Here is a 15,833-nt window from a genome sequence, read left to right as displayed (position 1 = left end):
TCAGTCTCCGATCCGGATCAACGCATCCGCCGCGATGGCCCCGTTCGGGCCACACATCAACGGATTGATTTCGATTTCGAGCGGCCGCGCAAGGGCCACGTAGGCCTGCACCGCCATGATAGCATCCACGACAGCCGCCATGTCCGCGCCCGCCTGCCCGCGAAAGCCGCGCAGGACCGGTGCGATACGCAGGCCGTCCAACGCCGTCTCGACCGCGGCGCGTGAGGCTGGCACCAGCAGGCAGGCGCTGTCTTGCAGCAGTTCGGTCTGCACCCCGCCCGCAGCCAGCGTCAGCACGTAGCCATGGGCAGGGTCTGCCACCACACCCACCAGAAGTTCAGCGACCGTGCCGGTCACCATCTGTTCGACCAGAAACCGCCCGCACAGCATGGCGCGGGCCGCCGCCGACACCAGTTCCGGCGAGGTCAGGTTCACCACCACCGCGCCTGCCTCTGATTTATGGGCCAGCCCTTCGCCCTTGAGCACCACGGGACAGCCCAGATCACGGGCCGCGTGTTCTGCCGCTTGCGGGTCTGCCGCATCGCGTGATTGCGGCACCTGCACGCCGTGGGCGGCGAGTTGCGCCTTGGCCTGTGCCTCGGTCATGGTGCGCACAGAGCTAGGGGCCACGGCGGGCGGCAGAAGGTCCTCCGCCACGGGGGCATGCGTGCCCAGCCACGCAGCGATCTCGATCGCCTCGACCGCCGCACCCATCCCGGCCAAAGGCGTGATCCCCATATCGATCAGCCGCGCCGCCACGTCTTCTGGCAGACACTCCGGCAAGCTGGACAGGATCGCCATGGGGCGTCCGCTACGATCCTGCGCACGGGCCACGGCGGTGATGACAGGTTCCCAGCCCTGCGCATCACAGCGATCCCCGCGCGGGAAATCTAGCACGACGCAGCCCAATGCCAGATCGCCCCCCATCATAGCGGTGAACGTGTCGGTCATCGCAGGCAGATCACCCCAGATATAGGTGTGATAATCCAGCGGATTGGCCAAGGCCACGCGCGGGCCAAGAGCCGCGCGCAGCCCGTCATATTGCGTCACAGACAATGCGGGAAAACACAGATCCCGCCCATGCGCACTGTCGGCAAACAGGCTCGCCTCGCCCCCCGAACAGGACATCGACGCGATCCGGTTCGACTGCAACGGCCCCGTGACGTGCAACAGCTTCAGCGTCTCCAGCAAAGCCGACAGGCTGCTGGCGCGTCCGATGCCCAGCCGCTCCAGAAGTGCGGCCGCCCCCGCATCGCTCCCCGCCAGCGATGCGGTGTGGGACACGGTCGCCGCCTGCGCCTGCACCGAGCGCCCGATTTTCACCGCCACCACCGGTTTGCCCATGCGGTGCGCCTCTCGCGCCATGGCCTCGAACGCGGGGAGATCATCGATCCCCTCGATATGGAGCCCCAGCGCGGTCACCCTGTCGTCATACAACACCGCCCGAGCGATCTCGGACAGGCCGGTCTGCGCCTGATTTCCGGCGGTGACGACATAGGCCAACGGCAGGCCACGCGTCTGCATCGTCAGGTTGATGGCGATGTTGGACGACTGCGTGACAATGGCCACCCCGCGCGAACAAGGCAGGCCGCCATGCTGGTCCGGCCACAGCGCCGCACCATCGAGATAGTTGATAAAGCCGTAGCAATTGGGCCCGAGGATCGGCATATCGCCTGCCGCCCTTAGCAAGGCCGCCTGCTTGTCCGCTCCGTCGCCGGTTTCGGCCTGCGCCTCCAGAAAGCCGGAGGCAAAGCAAACCGCCCCCCCTGCCCCCATCTCCGCTAAGGCCGCGACCACATCGATGGTCAGGTCGCGATTAACCCCGACAAACACCGCATCCGGCGGGCCGGGCAGATCGCGCACATCTGCAACTGTCGGCAGACCGGCCAGTTCGGCGCGCTTGGGGTGCACCGGCCAGACCGCGCCGTCAAAACCGATCTTGCGGCATTGCTCGACCACACTGGCGCACCACGCACCGCCCCCCACCACCGCGATGCTGCGCGGCCGCAGCAGGCGTTCCAGACGGGTCATCATGCCCCCAAAGGCCGCAACAGATCGCGGCTGATGATGTGGCGCTGGATCTCTGATGTGCCGTCCCAGATGCGTTCCACACGAGCGTCCCGCCAGAACCGTTCAATTGGAAAGTCGTCCATCAACCCCATGCCGCCGAAAATCTGCAAGGTGGTGTCGGTCACCCGCGCCAGCATCTCTGAAGCATAGACCTTGGCCGAGGCGATCTCTCGGTTGGCGGGCAGCCCTTGATCCAGCCGCCAGGCCGAGGCCAGCGTCAGCCAGTCCGCCGCATCGATTTCAGTGATCATATCGGCGATCTGAAAGCCCACGCCCTGAAACTTGCCGATGGGCTGGCCGAACTGCTTGCGCTCTGCCGCGTAGTTCAGCGCATAGTCGAAACACCGCCGCGCGCGCCCGACGCAAAAGGCCGCAACCGTGATGCGCGTCGCGTAGAGCCATTCGTTCATCACGGCAAAACCGCCGTCGACCTCGCCCAGCACCTGCGCATCCGGCAGGCGGCAATCGTCAAAATACAAAACGCAGTTTTTGTAGCCCTTGTGACTGACCGAGTTATAGCCTTCGAGCACCTCGAAACCGGGGGTGCCGCGATCCACCAGAAAGGTGGTGATGCGCTTTTTGGGGCCTTTGGGGGTGTCATCCTCGCCCGTGGCGATGAAGACGATAAAGAAATCCGCATGTTCCGCACCGGAGATAAAGTGCTTTGAGCCGTTGATGACCCAATCGCCCCCGTCGCGCACAGCGGAACATTTCATGCCCCGCACGTCCGATCCTGCATCCGGTTCGGTCATCGCCAGCGCGTCCATACGCTCGCCGCGCACGGCGGGCAGCAGGTATTTCTCGCGCTGCTCGGCGTTGCAGGCCATCAGGATATTCTGCGGCCGGCCAAAGAAATGCGTCAGCGCCATGGACCCGCGCCCCAGTTCGCGCTCGACCAGAGTGAAATCAAGATGGCTGAGCCCCGCGCCGCCGACCTCTTCGGGGAAGTTGCAGGCGTAGAACCCCAGATCGAGACATTTCTGTTTGATCTCCTGGCCCAGTTCGGCGGGCACATGGCCGGTGCGCTCGACCTCTGCCTCATGGGGGTAGATCTCGTTCTCGACAAAGCTGCGCACGGTGGAGACGATCATCTCCTGTTCGTCGGTCAGACCAAACTGCATCGCGGGACTCCTGATTGCGTTGGGCACAGGCTATCGCGCTTGACCCGCCATATGATGCGAATTTAGACAAATACCATGCAGCAATGGACAACACCGCCAAGCGATGCGCAGGACGTGGCCGTTCTGCTGTTTCCGCAATTCTCGAACCATTGTCTGGCCAACGCGATCGAGCCGCTGCGCGCGGTCAACACTCTGCTGATGCGCGAGGCCTATCGCTGGCGGTTTGTCACGCTGGACGGGGGGGAGGTCACATCGTCAAGCGGCTTGCCCGTCATGCCGCATGGGCGGCTGCGCGATCACACGGGCGGCGATCTGCTCTGTGTGGTCTCGAGCTACGGCATGCGCGATCTGACGGACGGCGATTGCGCGCGGGCGTTGCGCGCCGCGTCGGGGCGGTTCGCGCGCGTGGCGGGCATGGACACCGGCGCATGGCTGATGGCCCACGCAGGGCTACTGGACGACCGACGGGCCACGATCCACTGGGATGAGCTGACCGCCTTTGCCGAGGCCTTTCCGGCCGTTGATGCGGTCGCAGAGCGCGTTGTGAAGGACGGCAATCGCCTGACCTGCGGCGGGGCGATGACCGCCTTTGATCTGGTGCTGGGCCTGATCAAATCCGCCCATGGCGCAGCGCTTGCCATGGAGGTATCAGCCTATTTTCTGCACCAGTCCACCACCGCGCCGCAGGCAAGGGTGTTCCGCCAGAACACCTCCCATCTGGTGGAACGCAGCATCGCCGCCATGTCGGCCCAGCTTGAGACCCCATTGACCATTGCCGAGATCGCGGCGCGCATGGGCGTCACCCAGCGCAGCCTGTCCCGCGCCTTTCACAGTGATCTGGGGGCTGCGCCAAAGACCGTCTACAAGCGGCTCAGGCTGGCGGCCGCACGGCGGATGGCGCAGCAATCAAGCTACCCCATCGCCGAAATCGCCCTGCGCTGCGGCTATGGCAATGCTGCCGCAATGACACGGGCTTTTGTCGCGGAATACGGGCTGCCACCAAGCCGGTTTCGCAGCCCAGAATCGCCCCGTTAACGGGCGAGCCAACCGCCATCGACGTTCAGAACCGCGCCGGTGATGTATTTCGCAGCCGGTGTACACAGAAAGGTCACAGCCCCGGCGATATCCTCGGGCGCACCCCAACGGCCAGCGGGGATGCGGTCCAGAATGGCCTGATTGCGGTCGGGATCGTTGCGCAGCGCTTCTGTGTTGTTGGTCGCGATATAGCCGGGCGCCACGGCGTTCACCATGATCCCCTTGGCCGCCCATTCGTTGGCAAAGATCTTTGTCAGACCTGCCACACCGTGTTTCGACGCGGTGTAGGACGGCACACGAATGCCACCCTGAAACGACAACAGCGAGGCGATATTGACGATGCGGCCGGCGCGGCCCGCCGCTTGGGCATTGCGGGCAAAGCGTTGGCACAGCATGAACACGGCCTTGAGGTTCGTGTCCATCACGTCATCCCAATCGGCTTCGGAAAACTCGACACTGTCGGCGCGGCGGATGATGCCCGCATTGTTGACCAGAATGTCCAGATCCTCGGGCAGCTTTTCTGCCGCTGCCGCCGGGTCCGCCAGATCCAGCACCATCTCTGACGCGCTGCCACCTGCGGACTGGCAGGCGGCGACCGTGTCGGCACAGGACCTGCGACCGGCGCAGATCACATGCGCCCCCGCCTGCGCCAGACCGACCGCGATCGCCTGTCCGATCCCGGTGTTGGCGCCCGTCACCAAAGCCTGCGCACCGTCGATGCGAAAGCTCATCGCAGATCCTCCATCGCGACCATATCCATGTCGGTGAAATCGACGTTGTCCCCCGCCATCGCCCAGCAAAAGGTATAGGCCGCTGTCCCCGCACCGGAATGGATCGACCATGGCGGCGACAGGATCGCCTCTTCATTGGCGATGACCATGTGACGGGTCTCGGACGGCTCGCCCATGAAATGGAAAACGCGCTGATCCGAGGGCAGATCGAAATACAGATAGGCCTCCATCCGGCGGTCATGCACATGGCAGGGCATGGTGTTCCACACCGACCCCGGTTTGAACTGGGTGTAGCCCATCACAAGCTGGCAGCTGTCGACCACATCGGGGTGGATGAACTGGTGGATCGTTCGCTCGTTCGAGGTCTCAGACGCCCCCATATCCACGTGGCGGGCCATCTCGAAGGTTACCAGTTTGGTGGGACAGGCCCGATGTGCCGGTGCCGACAACACGTAATAGCGACCGGGAGCGTGAAAGGTGACAGGCCCAGCGCCCATGCCGATGTACAGGATCTCTCCGCGACCGATGCGGTGCTTTTGGCCGCCTACCTCGACCTCTCCGGCGTCGCCAATGTTCAGAACACCCATCTCGCGCCGTTCAAGGATTGTGGGCGTGCCCGCCTCCGGCACATGGTCCAGTGTCAAAGGCCCCGCCACCGGCACCGCAGATCCAAGGATCAGGCGGTCATAATGTGAATACACCAACGAGATCGCGTCGTCCGCGAACAACCCGCCGATGTGGAAGTGATCCCGCAACCCTTGGGTGTCCAGCCCCTTGGCGGTCGCCGGGTCGATGGCGTAGCGGGTCTGTGCTGAAATGCTCATGATATCCTCCCCCCTGAATGGATTTTACAAAAAGTCGTCGCGGCGCGGCGTGAAACAGTCGATCAGCTCGCCCGGCTCCAGACAGACGCAGCCGTGGCGCGCGCCCGACGGGATGACAAAGCTGTCGCCCGGCGCGACCTCGAATTCCTTGTCATCAATCGTAAAGCGGAAGCGACCGGATTTGACGTAAGTGGACTGGACATGCGGGTGGTCATGCAGTGCGCCGACCGCGCCTTTCTTGTTAAAGCAAAAGGACACAACCATCAGTTTCGGTTCCTCGCTGAGAACCTGACGGGTGATGTCGGTGTCCGCCTGAATGACGGGAAAAGCATTGGGCATTTTGATCCTCATAAAACTGTACCCTGCGCCTCCTCGCGCATGGGGTGTGGGTTCATCACGTGCCAGCCCCGCAAGGGGCGCGGCTCACAAACGGTAGGCGTCCTTGGCCAGCCTGTATGTCAGATCATGCGCGACCTCATGGGCGTCTTCCAGACGCAACCGTCCCGTGGCGACCAGCCCGGCAAGATAGGCGCAATCAGACCGGCGCGACACGTCATGGCGCGCGGGAATGGAACAAAAGGCCCGCGTGTCGTCATTGAAGCCAGCGGTGTTGTAGAACCCGCAGGTCTCTGTCGTGGTCTCGCGGAACCGCTTGATCCCTTCGGGGCTGTCAAAGAACCACCACGGCGGGCCAAGCTTGAGCGCCGGATAGGCCCCCGCCAACGGTGCAAGTTCACGCCCGTAGACCGTTTCATCCAAGGTAAACAGGATGATACACAGATCGCGGTCCATGCCCACGACGTCTAGCATCGGTTTGAGCGCGCCGACCCAATCGGTGCGACCGGGAATGTCGAACCCTTTGTCACGGCCAAAGCCTGCGAACACCTGCGCCGAATGATTACGCCGCGAGCCCGCGTGGATTTGCATGGTCAGCCCATCATCTTGCGACATGCGCGCCATCTCTGTCAGCATCTGGCCGCGGAAGGCATCCGCCTCCTCGGCTGTGCAGTCACCGCTGCGCACCTTTTGATAGAGCGCCGCGGCCTCGGGCTGTGACAGGTTTTCCGTGCGCGCCGTCGGATGCCCGTGATCAGAGGCGGTCGCACCATGCGCCTTGAAGAACTGCCGCCGCAGCCGGTGGGCGGCCAGATAGCCCTCCCACGTGGTTGTATCCTCGCCCGTCAGCGCGCCGAAAGTTTCGAGGTTTTCGGCAAAGCCTTCGAATTCGGGATCGACAACCGCATCGGGGCGATAGGTGGTGACCACCCGCCCCGACCAGCCGCTGTCCGCGATCTGCTTGTGCCACTTCAGATCGTCAAGCGCCCCTTCGGTGGTGGCCAGCACTTCGAGGTTGAACCGCTCGAACAGGGCGCGCGGCAGGAAACCGGCCTCGCCCAGTTTGGCGTCGATGTGGTCGTAATAGGCGTCGGCGGTGTCCGCCGTCAGCCGCTCTGTCAGGCCAAAGACATGCTCAAAGGAATGATCCAGCCACATGGCCGAAGGCGTGCCGCGAAACAGGTGGTAATGCTCGGCGAAGCGGCGCCAGATCACGCGCGGATCGGCCTCGACCGCGCCGCCATCGGTGCGCGGCACGCCGAGCTCCTCCAGCCGCACGCCCTGCGAGACCAGCATGCGAAAGACATAATGATCCGGCACGACGAACAGCGCCGCCGGATCAGGAAACCGCGTGTTTTCGGCAAACCAGCGCGGATCACAATGGCCGTGCGGGCTGATGATCGGCAGATCTGCAACCCGATCGTACAACTGCCGCGCAATGGCACGCTGGGCGGGCTCGGCGGGCAGCAGGCGGTCGGGATCGGTCAATGTCATGGGGGTATCCGTTTTTCGGGTCGCGCGTTTGAATTAATCTGCTAATATGCCAGTTAACAAAACCTGTCAATGCAGCGGCCTTATGATGACCTCGACACCTCTGCCCCGTCTCGGCACCCCCAAATCCGCCACCGACATGGTGTTCGACACGCTGTATCAAGCGGTGATCTCGCTGCAGTTGCCGCCCGGTACGCGTGTCTCCGAGGCAGAGGTGGCCCAGCAACTGGATGTGTCCCGCCAGCCGGTGCGCGATGCGTTCTTTCGCCTGTCGAACCTCGGGTTTCTGGCGATCCGCCCACAACGCGCCACGCTGATCACGCCGATCTCGCCCACTGCGATCCGCAACGCGCTGTTTGTACGTGTGGCGATTGAATGCGAATGCCTGCAGGCGGCGGCGCAGCGGATGGACCCGTCAGGGGCAGACCGGCTGCGCGCTCTGTTGTCCGCGCAGCAAGAGGCGGCAGACCCGACCGCCTTCTACCAGCTTGACGAGGCGTTCCACCGCGAAATTGCAGAGATTGCAGGCCACGGCCACGCATGGGATCTGATCACCGAACAAAAGGCCCATATGGACCGCGTGCGCCTGCTGACTCTGTCCTCTGCCCGCCAGCATCAGGCGCAGGCAGAACATGTCGCGCTGGCCGAGGCCCTGATTGCGGGCGATCTGACCACGGCACAATCGCGGTTGCGCGCGCACCTCAACGACATCCTGAATGCGCTGGACAAGGCGCGCGCCGATCACCCCGAGTATTTCGACCCTGCGTGATCCGTCAGACCGCAACGGAGGCAGGCTCGGGCCGCAGACGCGCAGCGCCCACAGCCGCCAGCAGAACCATGATCGCGGCCACCGCCAGACAGGCGGGCAAGCCGCCCAACTGATAGCTGAGCCCCGACAGCAGCGTGCCCAACAGACGGCCCGCCGCATTGGCCATGTAGTAGAACCCCACATCCATCGTGACCCGCTCGCCCTTGGAAAAGGCAAGGATGAGATAGCTGTGCAGGGATGAGTTGACCGCAAAGAGCGCGCCAAAGACCAAAAGCCCCGCGATCACCGTGGCGGTCAGCCATGGGGCGGGCGCCCCGGCGATTGCCACCAGCAGCGACAGGATGATCGGGACAGGCACCAGCGCCAGCGCCCAGTGGCGCGCGCTTGCAACGATCTCGGCCTCGGGACGGGTGGCGGCGCGCAAGGCTTTGGGCGCGTAGGCCTGCACCGCACCGTAAAGGATCGTCCAGACCGCCATGAAGCTGCCGATGGTGAAAAAGGCCACGCGATTGCCCGCCTCCGACCCGTCCGACAGCACGGCGTAGAAGTAGACCGGAATGCCCACCACAAACCACACGTCGCGCGCGCCGAACAAGAACACACGCGCCGCCGAGAGCCAGTTCACATTGCTGTCTGTCGAAAAGACCGAAGCGAATTTCACGCCCTTTTTGCCCGTGGGCAGCCCCGAGGGCATGCGCAACGCCACAGCGACAAGGATCGCGGTCAGGATCGCAGCCATGCCCCAGATCGACGCCTGAAACCCGGCCAACGCCAGCAGCGCAGCACCCAGCAAAAAGCCCAATCCCTTGACCGCGTTCTTTGACCCTGTCAGCACAGCCACCCATTTGAACAATCCGCCCTGCGCAGAGGGGGCGAGCAGTTTGACCGCAGATTTGGCCGACATCTTCGACAGATCCTTGGCCACGCCGGACAGCCCCTGCACCAGCATCACAAAGACCACCGAGGCCCCCAAACCCCAGGACGGGTCAAGCTGGGCCAAGGCGATCAGCGCCACGACCTGCAGACCCAAACCGGCATACAGCGTTGACGTCAGACCAAAGCGCGCGGCAATCCAGCCCGCCGACAGGTTGGTGATCACGCCCGCGATTTCATACAGGATAAACAGATAGGCCAGTTGGACCGGGCTGAACCCCAGCGTGTGGAAATGCAGCAGCACCAGCATGCGCAGCGCCCCGTCGGTCAACATAAATGCCCAGTATGCGGCGGTCACCGCCATATAGGCCGCCAAGGGGCGTGCGTCGGCTTCTGTCGTCATCGTGAATAAATCCCGTTATCGGAAATCAGGCGCCACCCCTGCGGCCCCTGTTGGGTTAGGGCGCCGCGCCGGGCACCCCGTTGGTCGAACCTATGCGGCCACGCTTACAGGCGCGCGCCCACCATCTGCGCCACATCCGCCAGACGCATCGCATAGCCCCATTCGTTGTCGTACCACGCGTAGATCTTTACCTGCGTGCCATTCACAACCATGGTCGAGGGCGCATCCACAATGCTGGAGCGGTTGTCGTTAACGTAATCACACGACACCAGCGGCCGCGTCTCATAGCCCAGAATGCCCTGCAGCGGCCCTTCGGCGGCCGCCTTGAACAGCGCGTTGACCTCTTCAACGGTGGTCTCGCGGGCGACCTCGAACACGCAGTCCGTCAGAGAGGCATTCAACAAGGGCACCCGCACCGCATGGCCGTTCAGCCGCCCCTTGAGCTCGGGGTAGATCAGCGTGATGGCCGTGGCAGAACCGGTCGACGTCGGGATCAGCGAATTCAGGGCAGACCGCGCGCGGCGCAGATCCTTGGCCGGGCGGTCCACGATGGTCTGCGTGTTGGTCACATCGTGGATCGTGGTCATGGAGCCGTGCTTGATCCCCAGCCCCTCGTGGATGACCTTGACCACCGGCGCAAGACAGTTCGTCGTGCAAGAGGCCGCCGTCACAATGTCATGCTGTTCGGGGTCATAGGTGTCATGGTTCACACCCATGACGATATTCGCCGTGCGTCCATCCTTGACCGGAGCAGAGACCACCACCTTTTTCACGCCCGCGTCGAAATAGGGCTGGATGCGCTCGGCGGTTTTGAAATAGCCGGTGCAGTCGATCACCACATCCACACCGTCGAGCGGCAGCTTGTCCAGCGTACGTTCGCCATAGACCGGCAGGCGCGTGCCGTTGATCGTCAGGCTGCCCTCATCGTGGTCAAAAGCCGCGTCCCACCGCCCGTGCACCGTGTCGAATTCCAGCAGATGCGCGTGCATGGCCGGATCGCCGACCGCGTCGTTGATCCAAGCGACGTCGACACCGGCCTCCAACAAGGGCCGCAGGGCAAGTTTTCCCATCCGGCCAAGGCCGTTGAGTGCGTAGGTTGTCATGTGGTCTCTTTCTCGGCTGTCAGTGCAATGTCATCCACGCGGGCCTGCAAAGACGTGCGGTCCAGCGTGTCGAACGGGAGGGCGGCAAAAGCCTTGATGCGGTTTTTCAACCCGCCATAGGCCTGCTGGAAGGCCAGACGCTTTTGAGCATCGGTGCCTTCTGCCTTGACCGGATCGGGTTGCCCCCAATGGCCGGTGATCGGCTGGCCGGGCCAGGGTGGGCATTCCTCGTTGGCGGCGGCGTCGCATACGGTAAAGACAAAATCCATCTGCGGCGCATCTTCGGTCTGAAACTCGGACACATGTTTGGCCCGCAGACCAGAGGTGTCATGGCCTTTCGCCTCCAGCAGTTCCACCGCAAATGGGTTCAGCGCAGAGCTGGGCCGCGTGCCCGCCGAATAGACGGCAAACCGGTCCTGCGCCCAGTCGCGTAAAATACATTCGGAAAAGATCGACCGCGCCGAGTTTCCCGAGCAGATAAAGAGAACGTTGAATTTCCGCGTGTCAGACATGGCAGTTGTCCTTTCGTCAGACATGGCCGTGGGATCGCGCCGCCCGCGCAGGCAATCCGCAACAAGATAGTCGGTCAAACGCCCTGCCCCGCCCAGATCCGCCGCATAGCGCAGCGACGTGCCCTGTCGCGTCTGCGCCACCAGCCCTGCGTGACGCAATTGCGACAGCGCCGCCGACAACGAGGACGCCGGCAGGCCAAGCGCCTGTGCCAGATCACCGGCGGGGACCTGTTCGGGATAGCGCCGCATCAACAGCCGGAACACCGACAGACGCCGGGGGTGGGCCAATGCGTTTAGTTGCTCAAGCTCTTTTTCCATATTTCCGGAATATTGGAATTACATGATTCTGGAAAGAGCTTATTTCCGCAATTCCCGAAACAGCATTTGACAGAGCCACGTAACAGCGCAGTGACGCCCGCGAGACCTGCCGAAGAAAATCCCGCCGCTGAGGGGGCAGCGGCGGGTCAACTTCTTGCTAATCCAAAGTGTCTAGGCCAGTGACGGCAGCCACAAGACAATGGACGGAAAGGCCACCAGCAAGGCAATGGTCACCGCGTCCGCGATAAAGAACGGCGTCACGCCGCGGAACACATCCTGCACCGACAGCTCAGGGCGGACACCGGCGACCACAAAGCAGTTCAACCCGATGGGCGGTGTGATCAGACAGAATTCGGCCATCTTGACCACAAGAATGCCGAACCAGATCGCACACATCGTGCCATTCATGCCAAAGGCGCTTTCGGCGGCAGTGACAGTCTCCCCCCCGTTCAGCGCCATGACCGCAGGGTAGACCACAGGCAAGGTCAGCAGCAGCATCCCGATGGCATCCATGAACATGCCCAGCACCGCATAGGCCAGCAGAATGCACACAAGGATCAACATCGGCGGGAAGTCGAGCGAGGTGATCCAGTCAGAGAACGCGCCCGGCAGATCCGCAAAGCCCAGAAAGCGCACGTAGATCAACACCCCCCAGATGATGGTAAAGATCATGATCGACAGTTTGGCGGTTTCCACCAGCGCGGCCATCAGCTCGCGGCCGCGCATGCCTTGGTACAGCGCCATCAGGAACACGATAAAGGCACCGATGGCCCCGCCCTCGGTCGGGGTGCCCCAAGCGTCGCCGCCAAAGGGGTTATAGACAAAGCAGATGATGATCACGACCACCGCCACAATGGGCAGCGCCGGCGGCAGGCTGACAAAGCGTTCTTTCCACGTAAAGCCGCGCACCGGCGGGCCGAAGTTCGGGATCATCAGTGCCATGCCGATGATCAATGCGCCGTAGACAAAAGCCGAAAAGACCCCCGGCAGGAAGCCCGCCAACAACAGCTTGCCCACGTCCTGCTCGACGATGATCGCATAGATCACAAGGATCGCAGAGGGCGGGATCAGCGAGGCCAGCGTTCCGCCCGCCGCCACAACACCTGCGGCAAACCGTTTGTCATAACCGATCTTCAGCATCTCCGGGATGGCAATACGGGCAAAGACCGCCGCCGTCGCGACACTGGCGCCAGACACCGCCGCAAACCCCGCCGTGGCAAAGACTGTGGACACGGCCAAGCCGCCGGGCACCCACGCGATCCAACGTTTCGCCGCCTCGAACAGTGCCTTGGTCAGACCCGCGTAATAGGCCAGATAGCCGATCAGGATGAAGGTCGGGATCAGACTTAGCGACTGGCTTGCCACTTTGCCGTGCGGCACCTGACCGGCGGTTTTCACCGCGACGGTCAGCGCCCACATGAACTGGTCCGGGGCCATGCCCTTTTTCGCCCAGAAGATCCAAATCAAGCCAACCAGACCCGCCGTAGCCGCCGCAAAGGCCACGCGCATGCCCAGCACGACCATCACCAGCATGCCGCCCGTGACCCACAGTCCAATATCGATAGAGCTCATGCGTCATGTCCTTGCATCTGGTCTGCTTCAGCAGCGGCTTGCTCTGCCGCCGATTGCACAAGCGGCACCGCCACGGGGCGTTCCGCGCCGGCCACAAAGGCCCGGCCAAAGCCCCACAGCTGCAGCACCAACCGCAGCGACACCACCGAAAAAGCCACCGGCACCACCAGCTTGGCGGGCCAGATCGGCAAACCGATATCGATCGAGCTGTCGCGGCTCCAGTTCGGCTTTGCGAAATCGAAGGAGCGATCAAAGTGCGCCCATGTGCCCCAAACCAGCAGGATCAGGATCACCAGCACGACCAGCGTGGTCAGAAACTCCACCAGCCACAGCACGCGGCCGCCCAAGGCCCCGACCACAATATCCATACGGATGTGGCCGCCCTGTCGCTGCACGTAGGAGATGCCGAAGATGGCGATCACCGGCATCAGTGCCTCGATCCAGTCGACGTAGCCGCGCAAAGGTTCGTTAAACAGGTTGCGCCCGCCCACGGACCAGACCGCCAGCACCATCAGGCCAAAGGCGCCCAATCCGGACACAAACGCCATGGTCCACTCGACTTTGAGAAGCCCACGGTCGAGGCGCGACAGCAGGCTGTCGTCCTCCAGAACAGATGCCGTTCCGGCCATACTCCCCCCTTCCCGAGGTCAATTTCAGACAAAAAGGCCCGGCACATCCATGCCGGGCCCGGGGCGCGTGCCTTAGTTGGACGCGCGCGTCTCTTCGAGGGTCGAGAACACCAGATCATACAGCTCTTGGCCCGGCAGACCTTGGGCGGTCATTTCCTCAATCCACGCCTGATGGATCGGCTCAGCCGCGACTTCCTTGAACTTGGCCAGCTCCTCGTCCGAGATCATGACTTTCTCAACACCCTTTTCTTCGAGAACGCTGTCCCACTGCTCCAGCAGCTCGCCATAGTTGGCGAGGTAATGGTCAATCGCCTCATCAACAGAGCTGTCCAGCGCTTCGCGTTCCTCATCAGACAGCGACTCGTAGGCGTCGATGTTCACCACGATGGGGCAGTTGACGGTGCCGGGGTTGAGGTTCGCGGTCCACCAATCGGCCTGATTGATCGTGCCAAAGGACAGATGCGCGTGCTGGGCAAAGGCCACCGTGTCCACAACGCCGGATTCCATCGCCTGAAACGCCTCCGACGACGTCACAGAGGTGGGAACCGCACCCACGGCCTCGAACGCGCGGCCCAGACCGCCGGTGGCGCGCACGCGCATGGCGTCAAATTCTGCCAGCTCGTCCCGCACCTCTCCGGTGCCAACAAGATTGTACTGCGGCATGGGCGAGGTCATCAGCATCTTGGCGTTCCACTGCGCCATCTCCTCGGCCACGGCGGGGTGGTCATAGATGGCATGGCTGACAGCCACTTCCTCGTCGAGGTTGGAGACACCGATAAACGGCAGTTCCAGCACGGTGATCGCACGGTTTTTATCTGCGTGATAGCCTGCGCAGAATTGCGCCATCTCGAAGGCACCAATTGAAATCCCGTCGAGGTTTTCACGGTTCTTCGACAGGCCGCCGTAGCTGATGTTCATAGTGAACGCGCCGTCGGTCTTTTCCTCGACAAGTTCGGCCAGTTTGTGCACATGCTCGGTGAAGGCGCGGCGTTTGCCCCAGACCGACACGTTCCATTCGGTGGCGGCGGCTTCGGATGCAATGCTCAGTGCAAGCGCCGAGACACAGAGTTTCGTCATCAGGTTCATGTCATTCCTCCCTAATTAGGTCGATGCGCCATCGCAACGGCGCCCGGCTCCCTAAGGGAAGCCTAGTCAAACCTTTCCAAGGCGCAACCCATTTGCCGTGACACGGCACAACTTTGGCAGAGGGTGCAGCGCAGCCAAACGGGAGACGGGCGCCGGTGCGACGTTTTGTCATTCATATACAGAGGACGTTGCGTCACGCACCGTCGAACACAGACTTGCCGCAATGGATGTCGCGCCCGAGGGCAAAGGGTTGGCTTATAAGGCAATCTTGGTTGGTTCGTAAAAAACTTTACGAATTATCCCTGTCATATGAAAACATTTTACAGAAAAACCCTTATTTAAAATAGAGTTATGGATTTGTTTTCGATTCTGATTATGGTGCCCTCATCGCTGCCCTGTGAGGAGGAACAGGCAGGGCAGCGCAACCGGAGGGGGAAATTCCATGAAAGACCAACCCACACCCGATGTGGCCACCACCCACGCACCATCAAGCACGCTGGTGTCCGGGGCGCATGTTGATGCGGCGCGGTATGATGAGATGTATGCGGCCTCGGTCGCGGACCCGGTTCGGTTCTGGGGCGATCAGGCGGGGCGGCTGGACTGGATCAAGGCGCCCACCGAAATCAAGAACACCGATTTCACCCTTGGTCAGGTGAGCATCGAATGGTTTCGCGACGGCACGCTGAACGTGGCCGCCAATTGTATCGACCGCCATCTGGCCACCCGTGGCGAGCAGACCGCCATCCTCTGGGAGCCCGATGATCCGCAGGAGCCCGCGCTCGCGATCAGCTACAACGATCTGCACCGCAGCGTCTGCCGCATGGCCAATGTGCTGACCGATCTGGGCGTCGGCAAAGGCGACCGCGTCATCATCTACCTGCCCATGATCCCCGAGGCCGCCTATGCCATGCTGGCCTGTGCGCGGATCGGGGCGATCCATTCCATCGTTTTCGCGGGCTT

Annotated in this window: 15 protein-coding genes; 3 read left to right on the top strand and 12 right to left on the bottom strand. The window is 62.6% G+C overall.

Going from position 1 to position 15,833, the window contains the following annotated elements:
- A complete protein-coding gene (locus ACN5AZ_RS00075) occupies positions 1–2,031 on the bottom strand; it encodes an acetate--CoA ligase family protein (protein ID WP_419427447.1) in 2,031 nt (676 codons plus the stop codon).
- Complete coding sequence (locus ACN5AZ_RS00070) at positions 2,031–3,191, bottom strand: acyl-CoA dehydrogenase family protein (RefSeq protein ID WP_419426802.1); 1,161 nt, start codon at positions 3,189–3,191, stop codon at positions 2,031–2,033. The genes ACN5AZ_RS00075 and ACN5AZ_RS00070 overlap by 1 nt, the downstream gene beginning before the upstream one ends.
- 75 nt (positions 3,192–3,266) lie before the next feature.
- Between ACN5AZ_RS00070 and ACN5AZ_RS00065 the strand changes: the two genes are divergently transcribed.
- On the top strand, positions 3,267–4,226 hold the full coding sequence (locus ACN5AZ_RS00065; RefSeq protein ID WP_419426801.1) for a GlxA family transcriptional regulator: 960 nt from the start codon (positions 3,267–3,269) through the stop codon (positions 4,224–4,226).
- On the opposite strand, the gene kduD is transcribed toward ACN5AZ_RS00065, so the two are convergent.
- The 4 genes from kduD to uxaC all read right to left on the bottom strand — a co-directional run bounded on the left by kduD (position 4,223) and on the right by uxaC (position 7,611).
- Positions 4,223–4,957, bottom strand: a complete 735-nt coding sequence (gene kduD / locus ACN5AZ_RS00060) for a 2-dehydro-3-deoxy-D-gluconate 5-dehydrogenase KduD (RefSeq protein ID WP_419426800.1) — start codon at positions 4,955–4,957, stop codon at positions 4,223–4,225. The two genes, ACN5AZ_RS00065 and kduD, sit on opposite strands and share 4 nt — an antisense overlap.
- Positions 4,954–5,781: a 5-dehydro-4-deoxy-D-glucuronate isomerase gene (gene kduI, locus ACN5AZ_RS00055; protein ID WP_419426799.1), complete on the bottom strand. Its 828-nt coding sequence runs from the start codon at positions 5,779–5,781 to the stop codon at positions 4,954–4,956. Before kduI ends, kduD begins: the two co-directional genes overlap by 4 nt.
- A gap of 24 nt (positions 5,782–5,805) precedes the next feature.
- A complete protein-coding gene (locus ACN5AZ_RS00050) occupies positions 5,806–6,132 on the bottom strand; it encodes a cupin domain-containing protein (RefSeq protein ID WP_419426798.1) in 327 nt (108 codons plus the stop codon).
- A 72-nt stretch (positions 6,133–6,204) separates the two neighbouring features.
- Positions 6,205–7,611 carry a glucuronate isomerase gene (gene uxaC, locus ACN5AZ_RS00045; protein ID WP_419426797.1) on the bottom strand — a complete coding sequence of 469 codons (1,407 nt, stop codon included), beginning with the start codon at positions 7,609–7,611 and terminating at the stop codon, positions 6,205–6,207.
- A gap of 82 nt (positions 7,612–7,693) precedes the next feature.
- Between uxaC and ACN5AZ_RS00040 the strand changes: the two genes are divergently transcribed.
- Complete coding sequence (locus ACN5AZ_RS00040; RefSeq protein WP_419426796.1) at positions 7,694–8,377, top strand: GntR family transcriptional regulator; 684 nt, start codon at positions 7,694–7,696, stop codon at positions 8,375–8,377.
- Between the two features lie 4 nt (positions 8,378–8,381).
- On the opposite strand, the gene arsJ is transcribed toward ACN5AZ_RS00040, so the two are convergent.
- From arsJ to ACN5AZ_RS00010, 6 genes are all read right to left on the bottom strand, one after another.
- Positions 8,382–9,653, bottom strand: coding sequence for an organoarsenical effux MFS transporter ArsJ (arsJ, locus tag ACN5AZ_RS00035; RefSeq protein WP_419426795.1), 1,272 nt, complete (start codon positions 9,651–9,653; stop codon positions 8,382–8,384).
- Between the two features lie 104 nt (positions 9,654–9,757).
- Positions 9,758–10,756, bottom strand: coding sequence for an ArsJ-associated glyceraldehyde-3-phosphate dehydrogenase (locus ACN5AZ_RS00030; protein ID WP_419426794.1), 999 nt, complete (start codon positions 10,754–10,756; stop codon positions 9,758–9,760).
- Entirely contained in the window at positions 10,753–11,586 is an 834-nt protein-coding gene (locus tag ACN5AZ_RS00025; RefSeq protein WP_419426793.1) for a helix-turn-helix domain-containing protein, read from the bottom strand. Before ACN5AZ_RS00025 ends, ACN5AZ_RS00030 begins: the two co-directional genes overlap by 4 nt.
- 171 nt (positions 11,587–11,757) lie before the next feature.
- Positions 11,758–13,158, bottom strand: a complete 1,401-nt coding sequence (locus tag ACN5AZ_RS00020; protein ID WP_419426792.1) for a TRAP transporter large permease — start codon at positions 13,156–13,158, stop codon at positions 11,758–11,760.
- Complete coding sequence (locus ACN5AZ_RS00015; protein ID WP_419426791.1) at positions 13,155–13,787, bottom strand: TRAP transporter small permease subunit; 633 nt, start codon at positions 13,785–13,787, stop codon at positions 13,155–13,157. Before ACN5AZ_RS00015 ends, ACN5AZ_RS00020 begins: the two co-directional genes overlap by 4 nt.
- Before the next feature lie 72 nt (positions 13,788–13,859).
- Positions 13,860–14,873, bottom strand: a complete 1,014-nt coding sequence (locus ACN5AZ_RS00010; protein ID WP_419426790.1) for a C4-dicarboxylate TRAP transporter substrate-binding protein — start codon at positions 14,871–14,873, stop codon at positions 13,860–13,862.
- 442 nt (positions 14,874–15,315) lie between these two features.
- Between ACN5AZ_RS00010 and ACN5AZ_RS00005 the strand changes: the two genes are divergently transcribed.
- Positions 15,316–15,833: acetyl-coenzyme A synthetase N-terminal domain-containing protein (locus ACN5AZ_RS00005; protein ID WP_419426789.1), on the top strand; the 518-nt coding region annotated here is incomplete at its 3' end.

It is taken from the genome of Sagittula sp. SSi028, from assembly GCF_048553715.1.
In the GTDB taxonomy this organism is placed as follows: Bacteria; Pseudomonadota; Alphaproteobacteria; order Rhodobacterales; family Rhodobacteraceae; genus Sagittula.
This window is presented reverse-complemented; position numbering and strand designations above follow the sequence as displayed.

Excerpts from the sequence above, each read along its gene's own strand:
- ACN5AZ_RS00075 (WP_419427447.1), bottom strand. The coding sequence starts at position 2,031 with ATGACCCGTCTGGAACGCCTGCTGCGGCCGCGCAGCATCGCGGTGGTG.
- ACN5AZ_RS00070 (WP_419426802.1), bottom strand. The coding sequence starts at position 3,191 with ATGCAGTTTGGTCTGACCGACGAACAGGAGATGATCGTCTCCACCGTG.
- ACN5AZ_RS00065 (WP_419426801.1), top strand. The coding sequence starts at position 3,267 with ATGCAGCAATGGACAACACCGCCAAGCGATGCGCAGGACGTGGCCGTT.
- kduD (WP_419426800.1), bottom strand. The coding sequence starts at position 4,957 with ATGAGCTTTCGCATCGACGGTGCGCAGGCTTTGGTGACGGGCGCCAAC.
- kduI (WP_419426799.1), bottom strand. The coding sequence starts at position 5,781 with ATGAGCATTTCAGCACAGACCCGCTACGCCATCGACCCGGCGACCGCC.
- ACN5AZ_RS00050 (WP_419426798.1), bottom strand. The coding sequence starts at position 6,132 with ATGAGGATCAAAATGCCCAATGCTTTTCCCGTCATTCAGGCGGACACC.
- uxaC (WP_419426797.1), bottom strand. The coding sequence starts at position 7,611 with ATGACATTGACCGATCCCGACCGCCTGCTGCCCGCCGAGCCCGCCCAG.
- ACN5AZ_RS00040 (WP_419426796.1), top strand. The coding sequence starts at position 7,694 with ATGATGACCTCGACACCTCTGCCCCGTCTCGGCACCCCCAAATCCGCC.
- arsJ (WP_419426795.1), bottom strand. The coding sequence starts at position 9,653 with ATGACGACAGAAGCCGACGCACGCCCCTTGGCGGCCTATATGGCGGTG.
- ACN5AZ_RS00030 (WP_419426794.1), bottom strand. The coding sequence starts at position 10,756 with ATGACAACCTACGCACTCAACGGCCTTGGCCGGATGGGAAAACTTGCC.
- ACN5AZ_RS00025 (WP_419426793.1), bottom strand. The coding sequence starts at position 11,586 with ATGGAAAAAGAGCTTGAGCAACTAAACGCATTGGCCCACCCCCGGCGT.
- ACN5AZ_RS00020 (WP_419426792.1), bottom strand. The coding sequence starts at position 13,158 with ATGAGCTCTATCGATATTGGACTGTGGGTCACGGGCGGCATGCTGGTG.
- ACN5AZ_RS00015 (WP_419426791.1), bottom strand. The coding sequence starts at position 13,787 with ATGGCCGGAACGGCATCTGTTCTGGAGGACGACAGCCTGCTGTCGCGC.
- ACN5AZ_RS00010 (WP_419426790.1), bottom strand. The coding sequence starts at position 14,873 with ATGAACCTGATGACGAAACTCTGTGTCTCGGCGCTTGCACTGAGCATT.